22 protein-coding genes and 1 pseudogene are annotated in these 22,785 nt (G+C 61.3%); 13 read left to right on the top strand and 10 right to left on the bottom strand.

The features are described from left to right. The first annotated feature begins 219 nt into the window (after nucleotides 1-219). The 4 genes and pseudogenes from AC25BC_RS03490 to AC25BC_RS03475 all read left to right on the top strand — a co-directional run bounded on the left by AC25BC_RS03490 (nucleotide 220) and on the right by AC25BC_RS03475 (nucleotide 4,926). A complete protein-coding gene (locus AC25BC_RS03490) occupies nucleotides 220-2,052 on the top strand; it encodes a methyl-accepting chemotaxis protein (protein ID WP_012756368.1) in 1,833 nt (610 codons plus the stop codon). A gap of 37 nt (nucleotides 2,053-2,089) precedes the next feature. Then, nucleotides 2,090-2,318, top strand: a pseudogene (locus AC25BC_RS03485) (hypothetical protein); the annotation flags it as partial. Nucleotides 2,319-2,468: 150 nt separating this feature from the next. Next, entirely contained in the window at nucleotides 2,469-3,878 is a 1,410-nt protein-coding gene (locus AC25BC_RS03480) for a Dyp-type peroxidase (RefSeq protein WP_128440095.1), read from the top strand. Between the two features lie 358 nt (nucleotides 3,879-4,236). After that, nucleotides 4,237-4,926 carry an HAD family hydrolase gene (locus AC25BC_RS03475; RefSeq protein WP_012756366.1) on the top strand — a complete coding sequence of 230 codons (690 nt, stop codon included), beginning with the start codon at nucleotides 4,237-4,239 and terminating at the stop codon, nucleotides 4,924-4,926. Nucleotides 4,927-5,228: 302 nt separating this feature from the next. On the opposite strand, the gene AC25BC_RS03470 is transcribed toward AC25BC_RS03475, so the two are convergent. Then, nucleotides 5,229-5,873, bottom strand: a complete 645-nt coding sequence (locus AC25BC_RS03470; RefSeq protein WP_012756365.1) for a hypothetical protein — start codon at nucleotides 5,871-5,873, stop codon at nucleotides 5,229-5,231. A gap of 275 nt (nucleotides 5,874-6,148) precedes the next feature. On the opposite strand from AC25BC_RS03470, the gene thrC reads away from it, so the two are divergent. Genes thrC through AC25BC_RS03450 form a run of 4 tightly spaced genes read left to right on the top strand, consistent with a single transcriptional unit; the run spans nucleotide 6,149 to nucleotide 12,428 of the window. Continuing rightward, nucleotides 6,149-7,573, top strand: a complete 1,425-nt coding sequence (gene thrC / locus AC25BC_RS03465; RefSeq protein WP_128440094.1) for a threonine synthase — start codon at nucleotides 6,149-6,151, stop codon at nucleotides 7,571-7,573. Nucleotides 7,574-7,576: 3 nt separating this feature from the next. After that, entirely contained in the window at nucleotides 7,577-8,875 is a 1,299-nt protein-coding gene (locus tag AC25BC_RS03460; protein ID WP_012756363.1) for a M16 family metallopeptidase, read from the top strand. A gap of 29 nt (nucleotides 8,876-8,904) precedes the next feature. Then, nucleotides 8,905-9,519 (top strand): GNAT family N-acetyltransferase, encoded by a 615-nt coding sequence (locus AC25BC_RS03455; protein ID WP_012756362.1) that lies wholly within the window; start codon nucleotides 8,905-8,907, stop codon nucleotides 9,517-9,519. Then, entirely contained in the window at nucleotides 9,516-12,428 is a 2,913-nt protein-coding gene (locus AC25BC_RS03450; RefSeq protein WP_128440093.1) for a sensor domain-containing phosphodiesterase, read from the top strand. The genes AC25BC_RS03455 and AC25BC_RS03450 overlap by 4 nt, the downstream gene beginning before the upstream one ends. 25 nt (nucleotides 12,429-12,453) lie before the next feature. Here AC25BC_RS03450 and AC25BC_RS03445 read toward each other — a convergent pair whose 3' ends face one another. The 4 genes from AC25BC_RS03445 to AC25BC_RS03430 all read right to left on the bottom strand — a co-directional run bounded on the left by AC25BC_RS03445 (nucleotide 12,454) and on the right by AC25BC_RS03430 (nucleotide 16,078). Beyond that, nucleotides 12,454-12,963, bottom strand: coding sequence for a DEAD/DEAH box helicase family protein (locus AC25BC_RS03445; protein WP_128440092.1), 510 nt, complete (start codon nucleotides 12,961-12,963; stop codon nucleotides 12,454-12,456). 112 nt (nucleotides 12,964-13,075) lie between these two features. Next, a complete protein-coding gene (locus AC25BC_RS03440; RefSeq protein ID WP_128440091.1) occupies nucleotides 13,076-13,702 on the bottom strand; it encodes a class I SAM-dependent methyltransferase in 627 nt (208 codons plus the stop codon). Nucleotides 13,703-13,982: 280 nt separating this feature from the next. Continuing rightward, nucleotides 13,983-15,092, bottom strand: a complete 1,110-nt coding sequence (locus AC25BC_RS03435; protein ID WP_281024028.1) for a sulfite oxidase — start codon at nucleotides 15,090-15,092, stop codon at nucleotides 13,983-13,985. A gap of 314 nt (nucleotides 15,093-15,406) precedes the next feature. Further along, entirely contained in the window at nucleotides 15,407-16,078 is a 672-nt protein-coding gene (locus AC25BC_RS03430; protein ID WP_128440089.1) for a DUF938 domain-containing protein, read from the bottom strand. Nucleotides 16,079-16,488: 410 nt separating this feature from the next. Between AC25BC_RS03430 and AC25BC_RS03425 the strand changes: the two genes are divergently transcribed. After that, nucleotides 16,489-16,839 carry a DUF2200 domain-containing protein gene (locus tag AC25BC_RS03425; RefSeq protein WP_128440088.1) on the top strand — a complete coding sequence of 117 codons (351 nt, stop codon included), beginning with the start codon at nucleotides 16,489-16,491 and terminating at the stop codon, nucleotides 16,837-16,839. A gap of 87 nt (nucleotides 16,840-16,926) precedes the next feature. Here AC25BC_RS03425 and AC25BC_RS03420 read toward each other — a convergent pair whose 3' ends face one another. After that, nucleotides 16,927-17,625, bottom strand: coding sequence for a TetR/AcrR family transcriptional regulator (locus AC25BC_RS03420; protein WP_128440087.1), 699 nt, complete (start codon nucleotides 17,623-17,625; stop codon nucleotides 16,927-16,929). A gap of 191 nt (nucleotides 17,626-17,816) precedes the next feature. Here AC25BC_RS03420 and AC25BC_RS03415 point away from each other — a divergent pair, with 191 nt between their 5' ends. From AC25BC_RS03415 to AC25BC_RS03400, 4 genes are all read left to right on the top strand, one after another. Further along, nucleotides 17,817-18,296, top strand: coding sequence for a RidA family protein (locus AC25BC_RS03415; protein WP_128440086.1), 480 nt, complete (start codon nucleotides 17,817-17,819; stop codon nucleotides 18,294-18,296). A 141-nt stretch (nucleotides 18,297-18,437) separates the two neighbouring features. Continuing rightward, nucleotides 18,438-18,863 (top strand): hypothetical protein, encoded by a 426-nt coding sequence (locus AC25BC_RS03410; RefSeq protein WP_128440085.1) that lies wholly within the window; start codon nucleotides 18,438-18,440, stop codon nucleotides 18,861-18,863. Nucleotides 18,864-18,996: 133 nt separating this feature from the next. Beyond that, the gene (locus tag AC25BC_RS03405; RefSeq protein ID WP_128440084.1) at nucleotides 18,997-19,305 is read left to right on the top strand and encodes a Dabb family protein; all 309 of its coding nucleotides are present in this window, start codon (nucleotides 18,997-18,999) and stop codon (nucleotides 19,303-19,305) included. A 77-nt stretch (nucleotides 19,306-19,382) separates the two neighbouring features. Further along, nucleotides 19,383-19,967: a cation efflux transmembrane domain-containing protein gene (locus AC25BC_RS03400; RefSeq protein ID WP_128440083.1), complete on the top strand. Its 585-nt coding sequence runs from the start codon at nucleotides 19,383-19,385 to the stop codon at nucleotides 19,965-19,967. Between the two features lie 112 nt (nucleotides 19,968-20,079). Here the strand turns inward: AC25BC_RS03400 and AC25BC_RS03395 are convergent, their stop codons facing one another. From AC25BC_RS03395 to AC25BC_RS03380, 4 genes are read right to left on the bottom strand one after another with little or no spacing between them, the layout of a single operon-like run. After that, a complete protein-coding gene (locus AC25BC_RS03395; RefSeq protein WP_128440082.1) occupies nucleotides 20,080-20,979 on the bottom strand; it encodes a metal ABC transporter substrate-binding protein in 900 nt (299 codons plus the stop codon). A 17-nt stretch (nucleotides 20,980-20,996) separates the two neighbouring features. Then, a complete protein-coding gene (locus tag AC25BC_RS03390; RefSeq protein ID WP_128440081.1) occupies nucleotides 20,997-21,869 on the bottom strand; it encodes a metal ABC transporter permease in 873 nt (290 codons plus the stop codon). After that, complete coding sequence (locus tag AC25BC_RS03385) at nucleotides 21,866-22,615, bottom strand: metal ABC transporter ATP-binding protein (protein ID WP_128440080.1); 750 nt, start codon at nucleotides 22,613-22,615, stop codon at nucleotides 21,866-21,868. Before AC25BC_RS03385 ends, AC25BC_RS03390 begins: the two co-directional genes overlap by 4 nt. Continuing rightward, complete coding sequence (locus AC25BC_RS03380; protein ID WP_258719863.1) at nucleotides 22,612-22,740, bottom strand: hypothetical protein; 129 nt, start codon at nucleotides 22,738-22,740, stop codon at nucleotides 22,612-22,614. Before AC25BC_RS03380 ends, AC25BC_RS03385 begins: the two co-directional genes overlap by 4 nt. Nucleotides 22,741-22,785: the final 45 nt, after the last annotated feature.

Genomic DNA, 22,785 nt, shown 5'->3' with positions numbered 1-22,785 from the left:
AAGCAGCAATGAGCCTCGACGAGGCCGCGGCACTCGCGCAGGTCCGTCATCCTATCGGTAGCGGGCATCCGCCCGACCCACAAAGAGCTCAACCCTTCTTCGAAAGTGAAATATCCGCTACAACCTGTTGTTTTCGCGCCGTTAAGCCATATGGTGCTAAGAAAATAATTAAGCATGTTCGGCTACTCTCACGTTCTAAATTAACGAGAGAGCCCTGTCATGGCGTCGATCCAGCATAAGATCATCATTGCGAGCATCGCGATTTTCGCATTGGCGGGCGGCGCTACGGGCGTCGGCATCTGGTCCGCCTCGACCCTCTCCGAAAACAACGCCGACGTTGCCCGGTCGGCGCAAATTCTGCGCAACCACATGCAGGCCGACATGATGCATGATGCAATGCGCGCGGATGTGCTGGCGTCGATGCTTGCCTCCAACCCGGCAGCAGGCATAGACCCTGCCGCGGTGAAGGCGGATCTGGTGGAGCACGACGCGTCGTTCCGTGAGATGATTGGCGCCAATAAGGCTCTTGCCGCCGACGAAAAGACCAAGGCGCTGCTTGCCAGCATCGAACGTCCCCTTCTGACCTATATCGAAAGCGCCACGAAGATTGTCGATCTGGCGAGCCAGGATCCCTCGGCGGCATTGAAGGCCTTGCCGGAATTCATGGCGCAGTTCTCGACGCTGGAAACGGCCATGGAACAGACCGGGGACCAGATCACGGCGGCGTCGGACGATATTTCCAAGCATAGCGCCGACATAAAAGCTTCGGTCGATATTGTTCTGAAAGCACTTCTGGCTGCGGCCGCGCTGTTTGCGCTCGGGCTCTATTTCCTGACCCGCAAGACCGTCACCAAGCCGATCCTTTCGCTTTCCAACGACATGCAAAAGCTTGCCGACGGTGACACAGCAATTGCCTGCACCGGGATCGGCCGCACCGATGAAATCGGAACGATGGCATCGGCCGTCGAAATCTTCCGCCAGGCGGCGATTGCCAATAAGCAGCTTGAGCAAGACGCCGAGGCAGCCCGATTGCAGGGCGAAGCCGAGCGGATCACGGCGCGCAAGCAGGCCGACGAAGATGCAGCCGAACGGCTGCGGGCGGCGACATCAGGCCTCGCCGCAGGCTTGAAGAGGCTTGCATCCGGCGATCTTGCCTTCCAGATCGATGAGCCGTTCGCGCCTGATTTCGAGAACCTCCGGCATGATTTCAACATGTCGATCCGGCAGCTCGATCAGACGCTCAGCGCGATTGCGACCGCCATTGCCGCGATCGACGAAGGCACCAGGGAAATCGCATCCGGGGCCGGCGATCTGTCAAAACGAACCGAACAGCAGGCAGCCTCTCTCGAAGAAACCGCCGCAGCGCTCGATCAGATCACCGCCAATGTCTCGAACTCGAGCAAGCGGACCGACGAGGCGCGCACGGAAGCGACCGATGCAAACCGCAACGCCGCCAAGTCTTCGGAAGTCGTGTCGCATGCCGAAGAAGCCATGCGCCGCATCGAGGCTTCGTCGCAGCAGATTTCCAGCATTATCGGCGTGATCGACGAGATCGCCTTCCAGACCAATCTGCTGGCGCTGAACGCCGGCGTCGAAGCGGCACGCGCCGGCGACGCGGGCAAGGGTTTTGCCGTGGTCGCCCAGGAAGTGCGGGAACTCGCCCAGAGATCGGCTCAGGCGGCAAAGGAAATCAAAGGCCACATCCAGAAATCCTCGGTGGAAGTGGAAAGCGGCGTCAAACTGGTTCTCGACACCAGCCAGGTTCTGAAGGCGATCAGCGAGCAGATTGCCCGCATCAACCAGCACATGGATGCAATCGCCGTATCGGCCAGAGAGCAGTCGACCGGCCTTGCCGAAGTCAACACCGCCGTCAATTCCATGGACCAGGTGACCCAGCAGAACGCCGCGATGGTGGAGCAATCCACCGCGGCATCCGGCCAGCTTGCTCAGGAAGCTGCCACGCTGCGTGAACTGGTTTCCCGGTTCAGGCTTCGGGCGACGGCTTCGACGCAATCTGCAGCCGGACGCCGGGGTGGGCAGCTGGCGGCCTGACGGCTGCTATCTGCTCGCCATTGTTCATTCCGGCGACGTCGGGGACCTCAGATCATCGCGGCTGCCGCTCCTGCCTCGACTGTAACAAAAGGCGGGCTCATCTTGCCGGCAGTCTCGGCGAGGCCCTGCTGTCAAGTTTCTTCGACAAAGGCTGGGCGCGCCGGGCGGCGGAAAGTCGCTCCATCCTCTTCTCAGCGGGAGACGACCGGCAGTCACTGCACTCTTCAGCCGATCTGGCAGCAGAGCCTATCCAAGAGGGCGGGTGAGCACCCGATATCAATAGGTTCGTTTGTAGATCAAAAATGGCAAAAGATTCAAACCGTCATTAGAAATACAAATCAAATAATAAATGGTTGCGTTGACTCTAATATGCTACCTGTTGTTTAATGACGACGTCATTAACGGAGGAATGCAAGATGTCCGTCACGTTAAACTCTCCAATCTCATGGAAAAATCTATCAACTGACGACAGCACTATGCTTAACAATCTTCAGCCGAACATCATCAAGGCGCATGTTCGTGAGTTTTTGACTCTGTTTTTTCTGCGGTTTGACGATAAGGAGGCTGCGAAAAGCTTCCTTCGGGCAATTTCCACGACGCTGATGAAATCGGCGAAGCAACATTTAATGGAAATTGAAGCATTCAAAGCCAAACCTTCGACGCCGGGAACGCCGTACATTGGGCTTGGCCTTACTGACGCGGGCTATCAAGCCCTCCAAATCGCCCAAAGACCGAGCGATCCGATATTCCGCGCGGGTATGCAAAATTCCGACTTGAATGACCCCGATGTCAGCAGGTGGGATTCTTATTTTCGCAATCCCATCCATGCGGTCGTTTTGGTGGGAGATATGCTCAATGACACCAAGGTCACTGCTCATGATCAGGTGGTAAACTTGATCCAAGCCTCGCAAGGGGTAACAATCGTAGGGACGCAAGATGGCCTGGGCCTTCACAATGACAATGAAGAAGGTATCGAACACTTTGGCTATGTCGATGGGCGCAGCCAGCCGCTGTTTCTGCTGGAAGACATCGACGCGGAAGAAAACGCGACAGATGGGATTGCGAACTGGGATCCGGCTTTCCCATTAGAACAGGTTATTGTTCCAGATCCAGCAGCGCCCGATCCGGCCGTTCATTTCGGAAGCTACTTCGTATACCGGAAGCTGGAACAAAACGTCCGCCGCTTCAAAAGGCAGGAGCAGAAACTGGCAGATCGCTTATTCGGATCTGATGACGAAAGGGCCGGCGCCATGGTCGTCGGGCGCTTTGAGGACGGAACGCCGGTCACGATGCAGTCAGAAGACGGAGTTGAGTCACCCGTCCCGAACAACTTCAACTACTTCAGCGACAAGAGCGGCGCGAAGTGTCCCTTTTCAGGGCATATCCGGAAAACCAATCCGCGAGGGTCGGGCGGGTTCGAAAACATTGCCGGCGAGCGCAAGCACCTCATGGCCCGACGCGGCCAGACCTATGGCGTGCGAACAGATAATCCGAACGATGGCAAGATCGCCAACAAGCCGAGTAAATACGTCGGTCTGTTGTTCATGGCGTTCAACAGTGACATAGGCAATCAGTTCGAATTCACGCAGAAAAATTGGGCCAACAATCCCGGTTTCCCAGCCGTTCCAACTGGCTTTCCACCGCCTGGGGTCGATCCGGTCATCGGTCAAACAAAACAAGATGCTGCGCGACCAGATATGGAAGGAGCTGCCATCTGGGGTGATCCCAGCTCCCTCAAAACCGTTGCAACAGTTCCTCAAGCGGTGAAGATGAAGGGAGGCGAATATTTCTTTATGCCGTCCCTCGCGTTTCTGAGCTCGCTTTAAACTTGCCATGACGTCGGCGGGCAATCCTGCCGACGTCATTCCATCGTCATCTCCAGGCGCTCTCATTTTATGGCGCCGCGCACGATGCGCCCGGCGAGCATTCGGCTGATGCGGCTTGCGATTGTGCCTTCCTGTTCCCTCCCCATGCGCGTTCGGTGACGAGCGGGTTCCTGCTTGTCGAGGCCGGGATGCCGACGGCCAACGCCGCCGATCCGGCAGCGACGCCGGAGCCGGCCGTCTGCCGCATCGCAGCCATGCTTGAGATCTGGTTGAGCTTTGGCCGGGCATCGTGTAAAGCCGCAGCATTCCCGGACAAGACCCAGGCTTCCAGCCCAGACTTTCAGCAAGGCGTGAACATATGGACGGCTTCGACCTCATCATCTTCGACTGCGACGGCGTTCTCGTCGATTCGGAAATCATCGCGGCGGAAGTCGAATCCGTGCTTTTGACAGAGGCCGGATATCCGATCGGCGTCGAGGAAATGGGCGAGCGCTTCGCCGGCATGACATGGCGCAACATCCTGCTGCAGATCGAGCGCGAGGCGAGCATCCCGTTTTCGGCCTCGCTGCTCGATAAATCGGAGCATATGCTCGACCTCAGGTTGGCAGAGGACGTCCAGGCCATTCCGGGCGTCGAATTCGCCCTCTCCAGGCTGCCGATCAAGCGCTGCATCTGCTCGAATTCGAGCACCAAGCGGCTCGATATGATGCTGACCAAGGTGGGCCTGAAGCCGCTGTTTGCGCCGAACATCTTTTCCGCCAAGGATCTTGGCCCGGACCGCGCCAAGCCGAAGCCCGACATCTTCCTGCACGGCGCAAGCCAGATGGGCGTTTCGCCTGACAAGGTTGTTGTGGTCGAGGATTCCGTCCACGGTGTACATGCGGCACGTGCCGCCGGCATGCGCGTCATCGGTTTTACCGGCGCCTCGCACAGCTATCCCGCCCATGCCGACAAATTAACGGATGCCGGCGCCGAAACGGCAATCTCGCGCATGAACGACCTGCCAGGTGTCGTCGCCGCGCTGGCGGCCTGGGACAACGTTCTCTGAGGCGCCTCAGGCCTTAAGCCCGACACCGCGGAGCTGTGGACTGACACCACGCCTTGACTCTGCCGAGCCCATAGAATGGCCGAGATCAAGCCGGAATGCTGTGTCAGGCGAGCACGCCCTCTCCTTCCTCATCCCTGTGCTCGTCACAGGGATCCAGTGCGCCCAAGTCCTTGGGCGCGAGAGAAAGGCTTCGTCGATGAGAGTCATTCACAGCGCAGACGCGCCGTGGCTGGATTCCTGTGACGAGCACAGGAATGAGGGAGGTCGTGCATCCGTATCTCGGAAGCAGCCGCTGGAATTGCTTAGCTGCTCTTCTTGGTCTTTGCCGGCAGGGTATCGAAGCCGATATTGACGCGCACCAGTGCGCCGGAGCCGACCGGCATCTTGATGCCGTCCTTGCGGAAGATGACCTGCGTGCCCGGAGCACCCGCCGGGATTTCGGTCGGGAATTTGGTAACCTCGGAATAGAGCACCGTCTCGCCGTCGACGACGGAGATGCGGATCGGCAGCGTCAGCGGGCCTGGCGTGCCGGCCGGGCCGGTGATCAGGCGCAGCTGGGCGACGATGGTCATCGTCAGGTTCGAGTCGTTCAGCGTGCATTGGCGAGTGTAATCGCCGAAGGAGGCCTGGTAGACGATCTGCTGCGGATCGTCCTTCTTGCCCTTGGCATAGGTGCGGAAGATCGCGTCCTGGTCACGCATGAAGATCTGTGGGCAGGCGCCCTGGACGACGGGGGCGACCGTGCCCTGCGCCGTCGTGGCGGTGCCGATCGAAGGATTGTTCGAGGACGGGTTGGCGGGCGCCAGCGGCATGATCTGGGCGGTGCCGTTCGGCTGGGTCGGCGCCGACGACTTGCTGTCGCCGCCTATGCCGAGCGAGTTGCAACCAGTAAGCAGGGCAAGAAAAGATGCGGAGACGATGAGACGCGAGACCTTGCCGAGCACCATATTCCATCCCTTGTACAAGCGTTTCTTGGAGGCCCCGTGTCTTTTCAGCAGGGCCTTTCATGACGGTTTGCGATGGTCTATATCAGCGGCGCAAACAAAAATCGATTGGGTAAGCGCCGTTTTGATGCACTTTTCGACGCCGGATGCGGGCAACTTCAAAAGCATACGAGCAAAGCCCTGCCGGCAGGGCGGCGCCTTTTCGATTTCCGGCCCGATTTCAGGCAGAGCGGGCCATGGTGCCGGCCGGCCGGGTTTCCTCCAGCGATAGATCAAGGATGACGAACGTGGATTATATCTCGACCCGCGGCGAGGCCCCTTCCCTCGGCTTTTGCGACGCCCTTTTGACCGGGCTGGCGCGCGATGGCGGGCTCTACGTTCCCTCGAAATGGCCGAGCTTTTCCAAGAAGGAGATCCGGGCGCTCAGGGGCAAGACCTATCAGGAGATCGCCTTCACCATCCTGTCGCCCTTCACCAATGGCGAGATCCCCGACGACACGTTCCGGGCGATGATCGACGAGGCCTACGGCACCTTCCGCCACCCGGCGATCGCGCCGCTCGTCCAGACCGGGCCGAACAGCTTCGTCATGGAGCTCTTCCACGGCACGACGCTCGCGTTCAAGGACGTGGCAATGCAGCTGCTCGCCCGGCTGATGGACTATGCGCTGGAAAAACGCGGCGAGCGGGCGACGATCGTCGGCGCTACCTCGGGCGACACCGGCGGGGCTGCGATCGACGCCTTTGCCGGCCGCGAGCGCACCGACATCTTCATCCTCTTCCCGCACGGTAAGGTCTCGCCGGTGCAGCAGCGGCAGATGACGACCTCGTCGTCACCGAACGTGCATGCGCTTGCCGTGGAGGGCAATTTCGACGATTGCCAGAACCTGGTGAAGGCGATGTTCAACGACGTGGCTTTCCGCGACCGGGTCAGGCTATCAGGCGTCAACTCGATCAACTGGGCGCGCATCATGGCCCAGATCGTCTATTATTTCACGGCATCGGTGGCGCTCGGCGGGCCGGACCGGAAGATCTCGTTCACGGTGCCGACCGGCAATTTCGGCGATATCTTCGCCGGCTACTGCGCCAAGCGCATGGGCCTGCCGATCGACCGGCTGGTGATCGCCACCAACGAGAACGACATCCTGGCGCGGGCGCTGAAGACCGGCCGCTACGACATGAAGGCGGTCAAGGCGACGAGTTCGCCGTCGATGGACATCCAGATCTCGTCGAACTTCGAACGGCTGCTGTTCGAAGCCTGTGACCGCGACGCCTCGAAGGTGCGCGCGGCGATGGAAAGCCTCAAGCAATCCAACGGCTTCGAGATCGGCAGCCAAGCGCTGAAGGCGATCCGCCGCGACTTCCGCGCCGGGCGTGCCAGCGAGAAGCAGGTGGCCGAAACGATTCGCAAGACCCATGCCGAGACCGGCTATCTGCTGGATCCGCATTCGGCGATCGGCGTCTTCGTCGCTGCCAAGAAAGAAAAGCCGAATACGCCGATGGTGACGCTTTCGACCGCGCATCCGGCGAAATTCCCCGCCGCTGTAAAATCCGCCTGCGGTATTGACCCGGCGCTTCCGACGTGGCTTGCTGATCTGATGCACAGGGAGGAGCGTTTCCAGATCATCAAACCGGAGCTGAAAGCCGTTGAGACTTTTATCGGCAAGCATGCCCGCGGCGAGACGACAGCAGGCGCAGAAAGATAGCCAATGACAGTTGAGTGCACCCGGCTAAAATCCGGGCTGACAGTAGTCACAGAGACCATGCCGCATCTTGAAAGCGTTGCGCTCGGAGTCTGGATCAAATCGGGATCGCGTAACGAGACGGACAACGAGCACGGCATCGCTCACCTGCTCGAACACATGGCCTTCAAGGGCACGGCGCGCCGCACGGCCCGCCAGATTGCCGAGGAGATCGAGGATGTCGGCGGCGAAGTCAATGCCGCGACCTCGACCGAGACGACCTCCTATTATGCCCGCGTGCTCAAGGACTACGTGCCGCTCGCCGTCGATATCCTCGCCGACATCCTGACGGAATCGGCCTTCGAGGAAGAGGAGCTGGAGCGCGAGAAGCAGGTGATCCTGCAGGAAATCAACGCCGCCAACGACACGCCCGACGACGTGGTGTTCGACCGGTTCTCCGAGGTCGCCTATCGCGACCAGACGCTTGGCCGGGCGATCCTCGGCACGCCGGAGACCGTCGTCTCCTTCACGCCGCAGCAGATCCGTGGCTATCTCAGCCGCAACTACACGACCGACCGGATGTTCGTGGTCGCCACCGGCGCCGTCGAGCATGAAGAATTCCTGCGCATGGTCGAGGATCGTTTCGCCAACCTGCCGACGGCCCCTTCGGCGCCGCCCGTCATGGAACCGGCGCGTTATATCGGCGGCAGCGTGCGCGAACCACGCGACCTGATGGACGCGCAGATCCTGCTCGGTTTCGAAGGCAAGCCCTACCACGCCCGCGATTTCTACTGCTCGCAGATCCTCGCCAATATCCTTGGCGGCGGCATGTCCTCCAGGCTCTTCCAGGAGGTGCGCGAGTTCCGCGGCCTCTGTTATTCGGTCTATGCCTTCCACTGGGGTTTTTCCGACACCGGCATCTTCGGCATTCATGCCGCAACCGGCGGCGAAAACCTGCCGGAGCTGGTGCCCGTCATCATCGATGAGCTGCACAAGTCAGCCGATGCGATCCACCAGAAGGAAATCGAGCGCGCCCGCGCCCAGATCCGCGCCCAGCTGCTGATGGGTGCGGAAAGCCCGGCTGCCCGGGCCGGCCAGATCGCCAGGCAGATGATGCTCTACGGCCGGCCGATCTCCAATCCGGAGATGATGGAGCGGCTGGAAGGCATCACCGTCGAGCGGCTGACCGACCTTGCCGGCCGGCTGTTTTATGACACGGTGCCGACGCTTTCGGCGATCGGGCCATTGGACCAGCTCGCACCGATGGAAGATATCACCGCCTCGCTTTCGGTCCCGGCGTCGAAGACGCTGCAGGCAAGCCGCTGAGCCGACGTTCGTCCTGCCGGGAGTGATCGATGCCAAAATCGGTTTTTCGGTTCCTGCAGCGGCAGCCGGAAGCGGTGGAGCTGGAGAACGACAGGTATTTCCTGCGCCTGCCGCGCTACCAGGATTTCAACCAGTGGCACCGGCTGCGCGCCGAAAGCCGCAAGTTCCTCGAACCCTGGGAGCCGACCTGGCGGCGCGACGAGTTGACGGAGGGCGCCTACCGCGCCCGTGTCGTCCGCGGCAAGCAGGAATACGCCTCGGGCCAGGCGGTGCCGCTGTTCATTTTCCTGAAAGGTGACATGACGCTCGTCGGCGGCGTCACCATCGGCTACATCAGAAGGGGTGCGGCACAAAGCTGCATGATCGGCTACTGGATGGGCGAACGCCACGCCGGCCAGGGGCATATGTTCGCCGCCCTTCAATTGGTTATTCCTTACATCTTCGCCGGGCTTGAGTTGCACCGTATCGAAGCAGCCTGTATTCCAGATAACGCGCGCAGCATCCGTCTGCTTGAAAAAGCCGGGTTTCAACAGGAAGGCTATCTGCGCGGATATTTGAAGATCAACGGTCAGTGGCATGACCATGTGATGTTTTCACGTCTCGCCACCGATACGGATAAAGGCAGGATAACCGACAGCCGATGACAAGAGACCGCATGCTGCCCAAGTCACCGTCCGGACGAGTGATCGCGGTGATCGCAGCCCTTTTCCTGGCGGCCTTCGCCTTCGTGGCGGGTGTTGCCCAGGCGGCCGAACCTGTAAAAATTTCCCGTGACGATACTGCGCTCGACCTGACGGCAACGACGGAGATCTACGCCAACCAGGGCGAAGCCTTCCAGGTTTCGACGGCGGCCGGCGCCGACGGCATCCGCCGCCGCATCGAGGTCAGGGCAAGCTCGGAGAACCATCAGGGCGACTGGGCGGTATTTGCGCTTGCCAATGTCTCGGAAGAACAGCTCGAGCGCGTCATCGTCGCGCCGCATTTCCGTCTGGTCAATTCCAAGCTGTTCTGGCCGGATCTCGGCTCGCAGCGCATCAGCGCGATTACGCCGAGCGAAGGCTTCGCGCTCGACCGGCAGCCGAGCGACGAGGCCGACGTCTTCCGCATCACGCTGAACCCCGGCGCCGTCATCACCTTCGTCGCCGAACTGTCGACGCCGGAACTGCCGCAGATCTATCTCTGGGAACCGAACGCCTACAAGGACACGATCAACGCCTTCACGCTCTATCGCGGCATCGTGCTCGGCATTGCCGGCCTGCTTGCCGTGTTCCTGACCATCCTCTTCGTCGTCAAGGGCACCTCGATGCTGCCGGCGACGGCAGCCCTCGCCTGGGCGGTGCTCGGCTATATCTGCGTCGATTTCGGTTTTCTCGGCAAGCTGATCAGCGTCGCCTCGGCCGACCAGCGAATATGGCGCGCCTGCGCCGAGGTGGCGCTGGCGTCGAGTTTCGTCATCTTCCTCTTCACCTATCTCAACCTCAACCGCTGGCATGCGCATCTGGGTTACGCCACGCTTGCCTGGGTGCTCGGCCTTGCCCTGCTCTTCGGCGTGGCGATCTACGATCCGTCGATTGCCGCCGGCATTGCCAGGCTTTCCTTCGCGCTGACGGCGACGATGGGGTTGCTGCTGATCATCTATCTCGGCTTCAACCGCTACGACCGCGCCATCCTTTTGGTGCCGGCCTGGGCGCTGATCCTCGTCTGGCTGTTTGGGGCGTGGCTGACGGTCACCGGACGGCTCGACAACGACATCATCCAGCCAGCACTCGGCGGCGGCCTGGTGCTGATCGTGCTGTTGATCGGCTTCACCGTCATGCAGCATGCTTTTGCCGGCGGCGCCTTCCAGCAGGGGCTGTTTTCCGATCTCGAGCGGCAATCGCTGGCGCTGACCGGCTCCGGCGACATGGTCTGGGATTGGGACGTGGCGCGCGACCGCGTCGTCACCATTCCCGACGTCTCGATCAAGCTCGGCCTTTCCCAGGGCGCCATGCATGGCGCGGCGCGCAACTGGCTGCCGCGGCTGCACCCCGACGACCGCGACCGCTTCCGCGCTACGCTCGACGTGCTGCTCGAACACCGCCGCGGGCGGCTGAACCACGAATTCCGCATCCGCGCCGAGGACGGGCATTTCCACTGGCTGCTGATCCGCGCCCGGCCGGTGCTCGGCTCGAACGGCGAAATCATCCGCTGCGTCGGCACGATCGTCGACGTGACCGAACAGAAGAATTCCGTCGAGCGGCTGCTGCACGATGCGCTGCACGACAATCTGACCGGCCTGCCGAACCGGCAGGTCTTCCTCGACCGGTTGCAGTCGGTGTTGGCACTGGCGCCGGGCGGCGACACGCTGCGGCCGACGGTGATGGTGATCGATATCGACCGCTACAAGCTGGTCAATGATTCGCTCGGCGTTGCCGCCGGCGACAACATCCTCATCGCGCTGACGCGGCGGCTACGCCGCCTCTTGAAACCGCAGGACACGCTGGCGCGGCTTGCCGGCGACCAGTTCGGCCTCATCCTGGTTTCCGAGCACAATCCGGCCAAGGTCGCCGATTTTGCCGATGCGATCAGCAAGGCGATCATGGTACCGATCAACTTCGCCAATCGCGAGATCATCCTGACCGCCTCGGTCGGGCTTGCCTCCTGGGTCGACCGGCAGGAGAGCGCCACCGGCCTGCTCAGCGACGCCGAGCTTGCGATGTACCGGGCAAAACGAGCCGGCGGCAACCGTGTCGAGCCGTTCCAGCCGGCCTTCCGCGACTTCGGCACCGACCGGCTGCAGCTCGAAACGGATCTGCGCCGCGCCATCGAGCGCAAAGAATTGTCGATGGTCTACCAGCCGATCGCAAGGCTGGAAGATGTCGAGGTCGCCGGTTTCGAGGCGCTGATGCGCTGGGAACATCCCAAACGCGGCAATATCCCGCCGTCCGAATTCATCCCGATCGCCGAGGCCTCCGATCTTATCGGCCCGCTCGGCATGTTCGCACTGGAACAGGCGACCAACGATCTGATGAGCTGGCAGCACCAGACCGGCGAATTGCCGATCTTCGTCTCGATCAACCTGTCGAGCGTGCAGCTGCTCAACAACGAGCTCTATGACGACGTGCGTTCGGTTCTCGCCAAGACGCATTGCCAGCCCTCGCGCCTCAAGCTCGAACTGACGGAATCCATGGTGATGGAAAATCCGGAACAGGCCCGGCTGGTGCTGCAGAAGCTGAAGGAAGCCGGCATCGGACTGGCGCTCGACGATTTCGGCACCGGCTATTCGTCGCTCGCCTATCTCACCCGCTTCCCCTTCGACACGATCAAGCTCGACAAGACTTTGGTGCGCGACAGCAGCGACAAGAAGGCGATCGTGCTCCGGTCGGTGATATCAATGGCGCGCGAACTCGACATGAAGGTGGTGGCGGAGGGGATCGAATCCAACGAGGATGCGATCGAGCTTGCCAAGATGGGCTGCAACTACGGCCAGAGCTACCTTTTCGGCCCGCCGATCCCTTCGGAATCGGTGCTGCGGCTGCTGCGCGACCGCTTTCCGCTGACGAAACGGGCCTGAGCGGAGCGGCCGGCCTCATCGGTCGTCAGGTGAGTTGAGCGAGGATATCGTCGACGACACTTGGGACAGTACCCGTCGTGTCGATATTGATGCCGATGGGAAGATATTCCCGGGTATGATGATAGCGGAGCACCAGCGCCCGCTCGGCCGGCTCGAAGCCCGGCTCATTTGGCCGCCCATCCAATCGTCGGTTCAAGGTCTCAACGTCTATGTCGAGCACGAAAACCTTATCGAACAGGTCCAGGAATTTGTGGAAATTGCGCGAGCCGCCACAGAAGAAGGTGGCAGGATGGGTGGTGTCGGCAGCAATAGCGCGGACCTTGTCGACACGCCAGATCCAGTGCGCGTATCCCCAAACGATGCGGTCCGCGCCTTCGGGTGGTCCTGCGAGTGCCTGGCCCGTCTCGGGGTCGCCGACATAGGCCAAGACCCGGTCACCATGGACGACATGGTAGCCCCGCCGCTCCAGTTCGGTAGCGACAGACGTTTTCCCAGTGCCGGAACCGCCTTCGATCAGATAGTTCTTGATTCCCATAGGCGCCGCTTATCATGGACTTCGATCTGGTGAAAAGACACTCTGCCTGGCAGTGACCACCTAGAGTTCATAGTCGCGCCACAACCGGCCATTCCCGCAAGTTCTATGTGCGTCACGCCCGACTCGCCCGGACACTCAGCCACCGATCATGGGGCTTTCCGACGCACCGACGTAGCTCGCTGACGATCCAGCCGGCGTCTGTGAGTGCGGACCGCAGGGCAGACTCGCGCCAGTACGTCTCGACGTAGCGCCGGGGCACTGCAGCACTGCCATGTGTGGACACATCCTCGCCTTCGCCCTCTCTTACCGAGGCGTGCAATCGGCCACCGGTCCGGGTCGCCTCGGCAAGCCGTCCAAGCACCGTGCCGAAATCCTCGCGCGCGACATGAATCAGGCAGGCACAGGCCCAGATCCCGTCATACGGCGTGCCGGGACGCTGCGGGTCGGCCAAGTCATCGGTCAGCGGGTCCAACAGGTCGGCTTCGAAGCCACTTTCGCGAAGCAGTTCGACGAAACCGTTTGCAATGTCGGTGCGCCGGACGCTCATTCCCCGCTTCTCAAGCTCAAGTGCATCTCGCCCGCCACCGCTTCCGATCTCCAGCACCCTGCCCGAGCCGCCCAGCTCGGTCACGAACGCATCGATCTCTGTCGCGACCCATTCGGGCATCGCCGCGGCCTCCGCAGCGTACTCCGCCGCGACCGCATCATAGGACAGCACGGTATCCAGGTCAGTGCTCATCCTAGCGCTCCTCCTTCAAGGCAAGAGGCCTGATGAGCGAGAGGCCCGTCAGCCCGTTGCGCCCTTCACACTTCGGCAGTTGGTGATCGCGGGCAATTTGCTTCCGAGCTTTAGCAGAAATGCGGTCAGAGACACCACCGACCGAGCCAATGCTGCCGGGCGGCAATGCGCCCTCATCATGGTCATCGAGCCACCCGTCGCTGCTGCTGCAAAGCGGACATGACGGAGTGACAACGCGGGTCGAAGTTGCGCCAAGCCGCCATTCCGCCCCATGCGGTGATTAGATCACGAATTCCTCCTCGTACGTCTGTGGCTCGGGAACGACCGTAACCTCCACCGGAACGATCCAATTGGCCGCGTAGCTCTCGCAGTCGGAACGCTGGAGGTCGGGCTGCACGCACCCCGCCCCATCGACCGCGCGACATCGCAGTATATATCGCCCCACTTCTTCAGGGGTCCACATGTACTCCCACAAGCGCCATGCAAAGGGACGTTCTGTTTCGAGGAGCCTCCCCTCGCGCCAGCCCCTGCCATCTCCGGTGCAGACCTGCACCTGCCGGATAGCAGCCTCTCCGCTCCAGGCGGCTCCGAAAATCCGATACGGTTGGCCGGCGATGAGATGCGCCCCCTGTACGGGACGCGCGATCTGCGCTTTGACCTCCATCTCCGCAAGGGGGACCAGCCTGGGTTCCCCGAGGTTGCGCTCCCAACGGAAATAGTCGCGCACCTGCCAGTAGCCAAGGAAGGGTTGCTCCACAACCGTGATATGCGTGATCCACTTGACCCAAGCCATGCCGAACCAGCCACCCACGACCGCGCGCAGCGGGTAGCCGTGATCGCGCGTCAACGGCTCCTCGTTCATCGAATAGGCAAGGATCGTGCTGTCAGCGATGGCCTTCTCAAGCGGTAAACTGCGCGCAAAAGCGATGGGGCCGGGAGAAGCCGTTTTCTTGTTCGTGTCGACGACGCCGCTGTCTGCGCCTACGAGCAGAACCTCACATGCGGTTCGCTTAACGCCCGCCATTTCCAAAATCTCGCGCAGAAGAACACCTGTCCACGCGGCATTGCCGACGGCTCCGTTCTGCCACTGCAACCCCTCCTTCGGCGGCTCATAGTAGACGCGGCCGTTCCCTGCACACTCGACGACGGCGGTGAAAGTCGTGCTCCGCATCGCCTTGATGCTGCCGAGGTCAAGTTCGATCGGCCGCTCCACCGCCCCGTCAATGCGCAATCTCCAGTCTCGCGCATCGAGGTCCGGCGACGCGAAATGGTTTCGCACGAAGAACAGCTCGGTTGGGATCAGCCAATCGGAGAGCGACGCAAACGGAAACTCGATGTTCTGTGGGGATTTCTGTCGAACTATTAGACTGGGTTGCTCTGGTGTCGGCATAGTCCTCGTCTCCCCTTCCAAGAGCACAACGTTGGCACTCGGTCGCGCGAATTCCGGTTCGATCACACCGCCCCTCGCAGTGCGTCTGTCGCGTTCCACCTTCGGCCGCATTCTAGAGCAATTCCAGGAAAAGTGCGAAGCGGTTTTCCGTCCGGAATTGCGTAAAAACAAAAGGATAGAGCGGTTCTGCGCTTCCGTTAAAAGCTGAACCGCTCTAGTACATACCGCACGTTCCTCGGATCGACCTCGAACGGCAGCAAAGGGCCGCCCGAATGCTGCTATGGGCCCACGTCTCTTTCGCGCCCGCTTGTCGTTCAGGCACTACCGCTGGAGAAGACCAGCAACGTGTTGTTGGTAGGCATCTCGATCGTCTCGCGGAGATTAAGTCCAGCGGCCTCACCCACTTGTTCAAGATCAGCGATATCACGCACCCCCCAGGATGGGTTGCGCTCCTTTAGAGCCGCGTCGAAAGCAGCGTTCGAGGGGGCGTTGTGTGCCCCGTCGCGCATGAATGGGCCGTAAAGAAGAAGAAGCCCACCAGCGTGAAGCAAACGGCCAGCTCCTGCGAACAATCCTAAGCTTGCCGCCCATGGCGCGATATGGATCATATTGATCGACACGATGGCGTCAAAATGCCCCGTTTGTTCGACGCCCCATTGTCCTGAGCACACATCAATATCCCGCGGTGCCAGCACATTCTTCAGCCCTGCGAATTTGATCCAGCTAGACGTGCTGGTGCGGGCGTCGGCATCCGGATCGCTCGGCTGCCAGGTGAGGTTGGGCATTGCTCCCGCAAAACACACGGCGTGCTCGCCGGTCCCGCATCCAATCTCCAGCACGGCGCCACGTGTTGGAAGGACACGTTTTAGGACCGCGACGATCGGCGCCGAATTTCGCGCAACGGAAGGTGAGAACATGCGCTGGTCGGCGCTTATGTCGCGCTGTTCCAGCGCAACAGGCGAACGGTCCTTCTTCTCTGGGGGCATTGGCCTTGAATCCCCTTGGGCGATGTCTTCCACCTTATAGCTGAAATGATGGGACTGAAACCAAGGATTTCGGACTTACGAAGGGGTCGCCGGCGCGTGCGTTCGGCCGAGGGCGACAGAACGTCCACTTCGCGTCAGATCACGCGCCCGCCAGGCTCAAGGTCTGCATTCGAAAATCGGAGCCCGGAAGCCGACCGACGGCTTTCGGCCCCGTAGCGGTCGTCTACCCAAGCCGAGCCGATGTCCGTTGTTGGTGCAATCCGGTCGAAGACGCGCGGCGGTGGAGAGATGCCGCCTTTGCACTGATCTACTTCGCGCCCGCAGAAGCCTGCCGATTATCGGCCACTTGTTGAGGTCTTGAAATCAGCTATCTCAAGCCGGAAAATATCCGGAACGTTGAGAAGCACTCGATGACGAAGCATCGCATCTATTCCATCAGCGTCGCGAGCGTCTATCCCCACTATGTCGCCAAGGCAGAGAAGAAGGGGCGCACGAAGACGGAGGTCGATGACATCATCTGTTGGCTGACGGGGCATAGCCGGCAGAGCCTGGACGATCAGTTGGCTGCGAAGACCAACTTCGAGGATTTCTTTGCACAAGCGCCTCGGATGAATCCCTCCCGATCGTCGATTACGGGCGTGATCTGCGGTGTCCGCGTGGAAGACATCCAAGAAAAGACGATGCGGGAAATCCGCTATCTGGACAAATTGATCGACGAACTCGCCAAGGGGAAAGCGATGGAGAAAATCCTGCGGAAATAGCCGGGAAACCGTGTCGCGGCAGTACCCGCGATCACCCACGGCCGGCGCGCAGAATCCGGCACCGTCTCGTCCAGGAATGACGAATGTTCACTGTCGCGGAGCGAGGCCATCGAGCAGGAAGTCGAGACCCTTCCTGAAAGCGCCGTCCCAATCATTATCCAGCAGCAGACGAGAGCGCTCGATCGTCGGGTAGTGTTGGCTGAGACCTGTCAGGCGCTGCTGCGCGGCCGCCCTGTCGTGGTCCGAGAGGTCGAAGTTCGCCCGGGTGATGGTCGCGCCGATCACATAGTTCCAGAGCGACCAGATCGCGACGTTCAAATCCGCATCAGTGACACCGGCTCCGGACAAGGTCTTGCTCAGCAGTTCCAGGCGAATAAGGATGTTCGGGCCGAGCGCCCGGCGCGCCAGCAGCGAGGCCGACCAGGGATGGCGCAGCATGCTGGCGCGCCAGCCTTCGAGCATATGAACGATTTCCCCGCGCCAGTCTCGAGACTCGACGATTTCCGGCGGGCCGCGATATTCGAGCACCGAATCCAGCGCCAGATCGAAGACCTCCTCCTTGTTGCCGACATGCCAATAGAGGCTCATCGCGCCCGAGCCGAGGCGATCGGCCAGCCGACGCATCTTCAATCCGTCGACGCCCTCGGCGTCCAGCAGGTCCACTGCGGTCGCCACGATCCGCTCCAGCGAGAGAGGCGGCTCACTGCGCGGCTCCTGCCCGGACTGAGGTGACGCACCTCTCCGTCCAGACCCTTTACTCTCAGCACCGCTGCGTTTGGCTGCCATTCGTCTTCCTCACCGATCGGACGTCGATCTAAGCCGACAATGCGGGGAATGTCGATGCTGACCGATTGACTCGTACGGCGTACGATGCAATTTAATCGTACGCCGTACGAGTCAATCGCATGGCGATCAGGTTCCATCCTGCTGGCTGCGAGGGTCCGTCGCTCGCAGTCCTGAGAAGCCGAGAGAAAATCATGTCAATCAAGCATCTCATTATCGGAGGACTCATCATGACCATCAGCGTTCCCACCGCGGCGACAGCCAATGAGGACGATCTCAAGCTAACCATCGTCAATCCGAAAAACCTCTATGACCCCTCGCCGAATGGCTACAGCACGGCGGTGATTGTGCCGCGCCAAGGCCGGCTGGCCTACATCTCGGGACAGAGCGGCCAGGACAGCACGGGGGCCTTGTCGCCCGACTTCGCTGTCCAGGTGAAGCAGGCCTATGCGAACTTGCGCACCGCCCTCGATGCGCTCGGCGCAAGGCCGGATCAGGTCGCCAAGCTGACGGTCTTCGTGGTCGATCACGATATGTCCAAGCTCGAGGTGTTGACCAGCAACGTCAAGGACATGTTCGGCGCAGCACTGCCGGCGCAGACGCTGATTCCCGTTCCCAAGCTTGCCATCGACCCCATGCTTTTCGAGGTCGAAGCCGTGGTCGTTCTGGATTAGCGGCGGCGTCGGATCTGCACAATTTCGGATTTTCCCGGTGGCGCGCCAACCTTTGTTGGGCGCGCCATCTTCCTTTTTTTGATGGCCATTGACCAACGGCTTGCGATGTGCGCCACTCATTCCTTGCACAAGGAAAATCCCATGCTCAAGTTTCTGCTCGCCCTCTCGATGGGTGTTTTTTGCGTCTCGCCGCTTCAGGCCGGCGACATCACTCCGGTCACCAAGAGCTGCCAGCCGGGGCCAAAACAGGCGCAATGCGAGCGATGGGTCACGGATATCAAGAAAGCCGTCGGGCTGGCCTATAAAGGCGACCACGGGGCGCAGGTGACTGTTGCCTTCTGCCTCTCCACCGGTTGCCATGGTGCCGTCGCCATCGACAAGGTCGCCTCCTGCAGCTGGCATCTCGTCATCGCCAATTCCGGTTCTACGACAGTGCTCGACAGTTCAAACACCCGGAATACCTGCCGGCCGATGACGGCGGCTGAGAAAGACGAAGCCCGCGCGCTGGCGAGCGATCTCGTCCAGAAGATCTACAAGCGGCCGCTGGTCAAGACCGACCAGATGTAATCTGCCCGGGTCCCGGCTCGCGCAACGCCCGCGTGAAAATAAATCTCATTGCTCTCCCGGCTTTCGTCGCTATTCTCCACCCAAAGAAAATCGGGCCAAAGAAAATCGGCCAAGGAAATCGGGAGGACCACGGATGATCCTGCACTGCGTATTCCTGCGGCTGAAGACCGCGGTGACGGCGGACGACAAGCAGTCGCTGTTTGCGGCGATCGTCGCCCTGAAACAGCTCATTCCCGGCATATTGGATATCAAATACGGGCCGAATGTTTCGCCGGAGGGTTTGCATGGCGGCTTCGTCGACGGTTTTGCCGTGACCTTCGAAAGCGCCGAGGCCCGCGACGCCTATCTCATCCATCCCGAGCATGTGACTGTGGGCGAGCGCATCGTCTCGTCGACGGATGGAGGCCTTGCCGGCATCCTGGTCTTCGACCTCAATTTGTGAGGGCTGTTGGCCGGCCGCGCTAAAACGGGATCAGCCTCGGCGATGGCGGCGGGTTTATCGAAAAGGCTGAAAGGGACATGCATAGCTCCACTCTCCGCCGCGCAGTCACGACCGTCGCGCTCGCAAACCTCGGCTATTTCGGGGTCGAGTTCGCCGTCGCCCTTTCGATCGGGTCGGTCTCACTGTTTGCGGACTCGGTCGATTTCCTCGAAGACGCCTCGGTCAATCTCCTGATCCTGATGGCGCTCGGTTGGGCGGCTCGCTCCCGGGCACGCGTAGGCATGGCGCTCGCTGCAATTCTGCTGGCACCGGCAATCGCAACGATCTGGACCGCTTGGCAGAAGTTCACCGTGCCCGTCGCACCGGAGCCCTTTGCGCTGTCCTTGACTGGCCTCGGCGCCCTCGTCGTCAATCTGAGTTGTGCATTGCTGCTCGCCCGCTTTCGTCATGACGGTGGAAGCCTGACGAAAGCGGCCTTCTTGTCTGCCCGCAACGACGCGGTCGCGAATATCGCCATCGTCGGCGCCGGATCGATCACCGCGTTTTTCTGGAGGTCGGCGTGGCCCGATCTGATCGTCGGAGTCGGCATCGCGATCATCAATGCCGATGCGGCGCGCGAGGTGTGGACCGCAGCCCGTGACGAGCACCGGGCTGCAGCCTGATCGCTCGCTAGAGCGGTTCAGCTTTTCATGTAAGCGCAGAACCGCTCTGACTTTTTGTTTTTGCGCATTTCTCGGCAAAACCGCTTCGCGCTTTGCCTGGAATAGCTCCAGCTCAGCTCGATTTCGCCATGGCGGCGGCGAGCTGGTCGACATTGTACTTGAACATCTTCTCATAAGTCGGCGCCGGCCCCTTGGCGTCGGACAGCGATTCGACATAGAGCTCGCCGCCCGGCTCGGCACCGGTTGCCTTGGCGACCTGCTTGACCAGGCGCGGATCGTTGGAATTCTCGAAGAAATAGGCCTTCACATGCTCGCCCTTGATCTGTTCGATCAGCTTGGCGACGTCGGCGGCCGATGCCTCGCTTTCTGTGGACAGACCAAGCGGGGCGAGGAAGCTGACATTATATTCGCGGCCGAAATAGCCGAAAGCATCATGGCTCGTCAGCACTTTGCGGCGATCGTCGGCCACCTTGTCGAATTTCGCATGGGCATAAGCGTTCAATTCATCCAGCCTCCTGGTGTACTTCTCGGCATTGGCCTTGAAGGCGGCGGCGTCCGTGGGATCGGCCGATGACAGCGCCTTTTCGATATTGGCGACCCAGATCTTGACGTTGACGGGGCTGTTCCAGACATGCGGATCGGTGATTTTTTCGCCGTCCTCTTCCATGGTGCGGGTGTTGATGCCTTCGGAAACGGTGACCGGCTTGCCCTTATAGCCCGAGGCGGTGATCAGCCGGTCCATCCAGCCTTCCAGCCCCTCGCCGCTGACGAAGGTAACCTGCGCCGCGTTCAAATTCTTCGCGTCGGCCGGCGACGGCTCGAATTCGTGGGGATCGCCGTTCGGCCCGACGAGGCTCGTTACCTTGACGTGCTCGCCGCCGACCTGTTTGACGACATCGGCAAGCACGGTGAAGGACGCCACCACCTTCAGTGTTTCGGCGGAGGCGGGCACGGCCGACAGCGCCATCAAAGCGGGGATTGCTGCGGAGAGAAGCAGTCTGTGCGGTGTCATCGAAGTCTCCTTGGGGATCAGCCCTTCAAATGCGGGCGGGGAAAGAAGCGCCGGGCCAGGCCGGAGGGCGCGAAAAGAATGGAAAAGCCGTAGAGCAACGCCGCCGTCATGATGATCGTCGGGCCGGAGGCAAGCTCGAGATGGTAGGAGGCGATCAGGCCGAGATAGCCGGAGGCGGCAGCACTTGCGGCTGCTATCACCATCATGACAGGCAGACTGCGCGACCAGAGCTGGGCGACGGCTGCCGGCAGCATCATCAGGCCGACTGCCATCAGCGTGCCGAGCGCCTGGAAGCTGGCGACGAGGTTCAGCACCACGAGCAGCAGGAAGAGCACGTGATAGACCGGCCCGCGCCCGCCGACGGCGCGCAGAAAACCCGGATCGAAACATTCGGCCACCAGCGGCCGGTAGATGAAGGCGAGGATGACGAGGGTCAGCGAGGTGATCGCGCCGATCAGATAAAGAGCGGGAGCATCGATCGCCAGGATGGTGCCGAAGAGCACATGCAGCAGATCGATATTCGAGCCGCGCAGCGAGACGATCAGCACGCCGAGCGCCAGCGAGGCGAGATAGAAGCTGGCAAAGCTCGCATCCTCCTGCAGCACGGTCATGCGGCTGACGGCGCCGGACAGCAGCGCCACCGACAGGCCGGCGATGAGGCCGCCGAGGCCCATCGCCGTCAGCGACAGCGAGCCGGCGACGAGGTAACCGATCGCCGCCCCCGGCAGCACGGCATGGCTCATCGCATCCCCCATCAGGCTCATGCGCCGCAGCATCAGGAAAACGCCGATCGGTCCGGAGCCGAGCCCGAGGCAGAGGCAGGCGACGAGCGCGCGGCGCATGAAACCGTAATCGGCAAAGGGCGCCAGGAAGAGATCGTAAGCCGTCATGCTGCCGGCGCCTCTTCCGGTGCGCAGGCATTCGCATCCTCATCCCAGCGCTCGGCCATGGCGCGGGCCTTCAGGAGATTGACGGAGGACATGACGTCTGCGGTCGCACCCCAGCCGACCAGTTCGCGGGCGAGCAGCAGCGTTTGCGGGAAATGGGCGCGAACCAGCTCGAAATCGTGGAGCACGGCGATCACCGTGCGGCCTTCGCCATGCCAGCGGGTGACGATATCGACGAGGTCCCTGGTCGTGCGGGCATCGATTGCCGTAAACGGCTCGTCGAGCAGGATGATGCCGGCATCCTGCAGCAGCAGGCGGGCAAAGAGCACACGCTGGAACTGGCCAGCCGAGAGCGAGCCGACATGACGGCGGCCGAAGCCGTCGAGGCCGACGGCAGAGAGCGCCTCGCCTGCCCTCTTCACCTCGGCGGGCGCGATGCGGCCGAAGGCGCCCGTCTTCTTCCAGGCGCCGAACATGACGGTGTCGATCACCGAGATCGGAAAGCGCCGGTCGATCTCGGCCGCCTGCGGGAGATAACCGAATTCCGCCCGCCCCAGCCGATGCTCGACCCTGCCTTCGGCGGGACGAAGCTCGCCCATGATCGCCTTCAACAGCGTCGACTTGCCCGCCCCGTTCGGCCCGGCAATCGCCGTCAGGCTGCCCGAGGCAAAGGCGCCGGAGACATGGTGGATGGCGGGGTGCCGGTTATAGGCGACGGTCAGATTCTCCAGACGGATCAGCGGCGTCATGGCAAGAGAACCGCCCAGTGGATCGCCAACCAGAGGAGCGCAATGACCAGCGCCATGCCGATCACCCTAGATAAAGCCGACTGTCCCAGCAGGCTGACGGAGGGGCGGTCGGGGCTCGGGGGCATGGCGCATCCTACAATGTAATAACATTACGGTTATGTTATAACAAT

This window comes from Rhizobium sp. WSM409, assembly GCF_057653825.1.
Note: the sequence above shows the minus strand (reverse complement) of the source record. Positions and strands in the feature narration are given on the sequence as shown.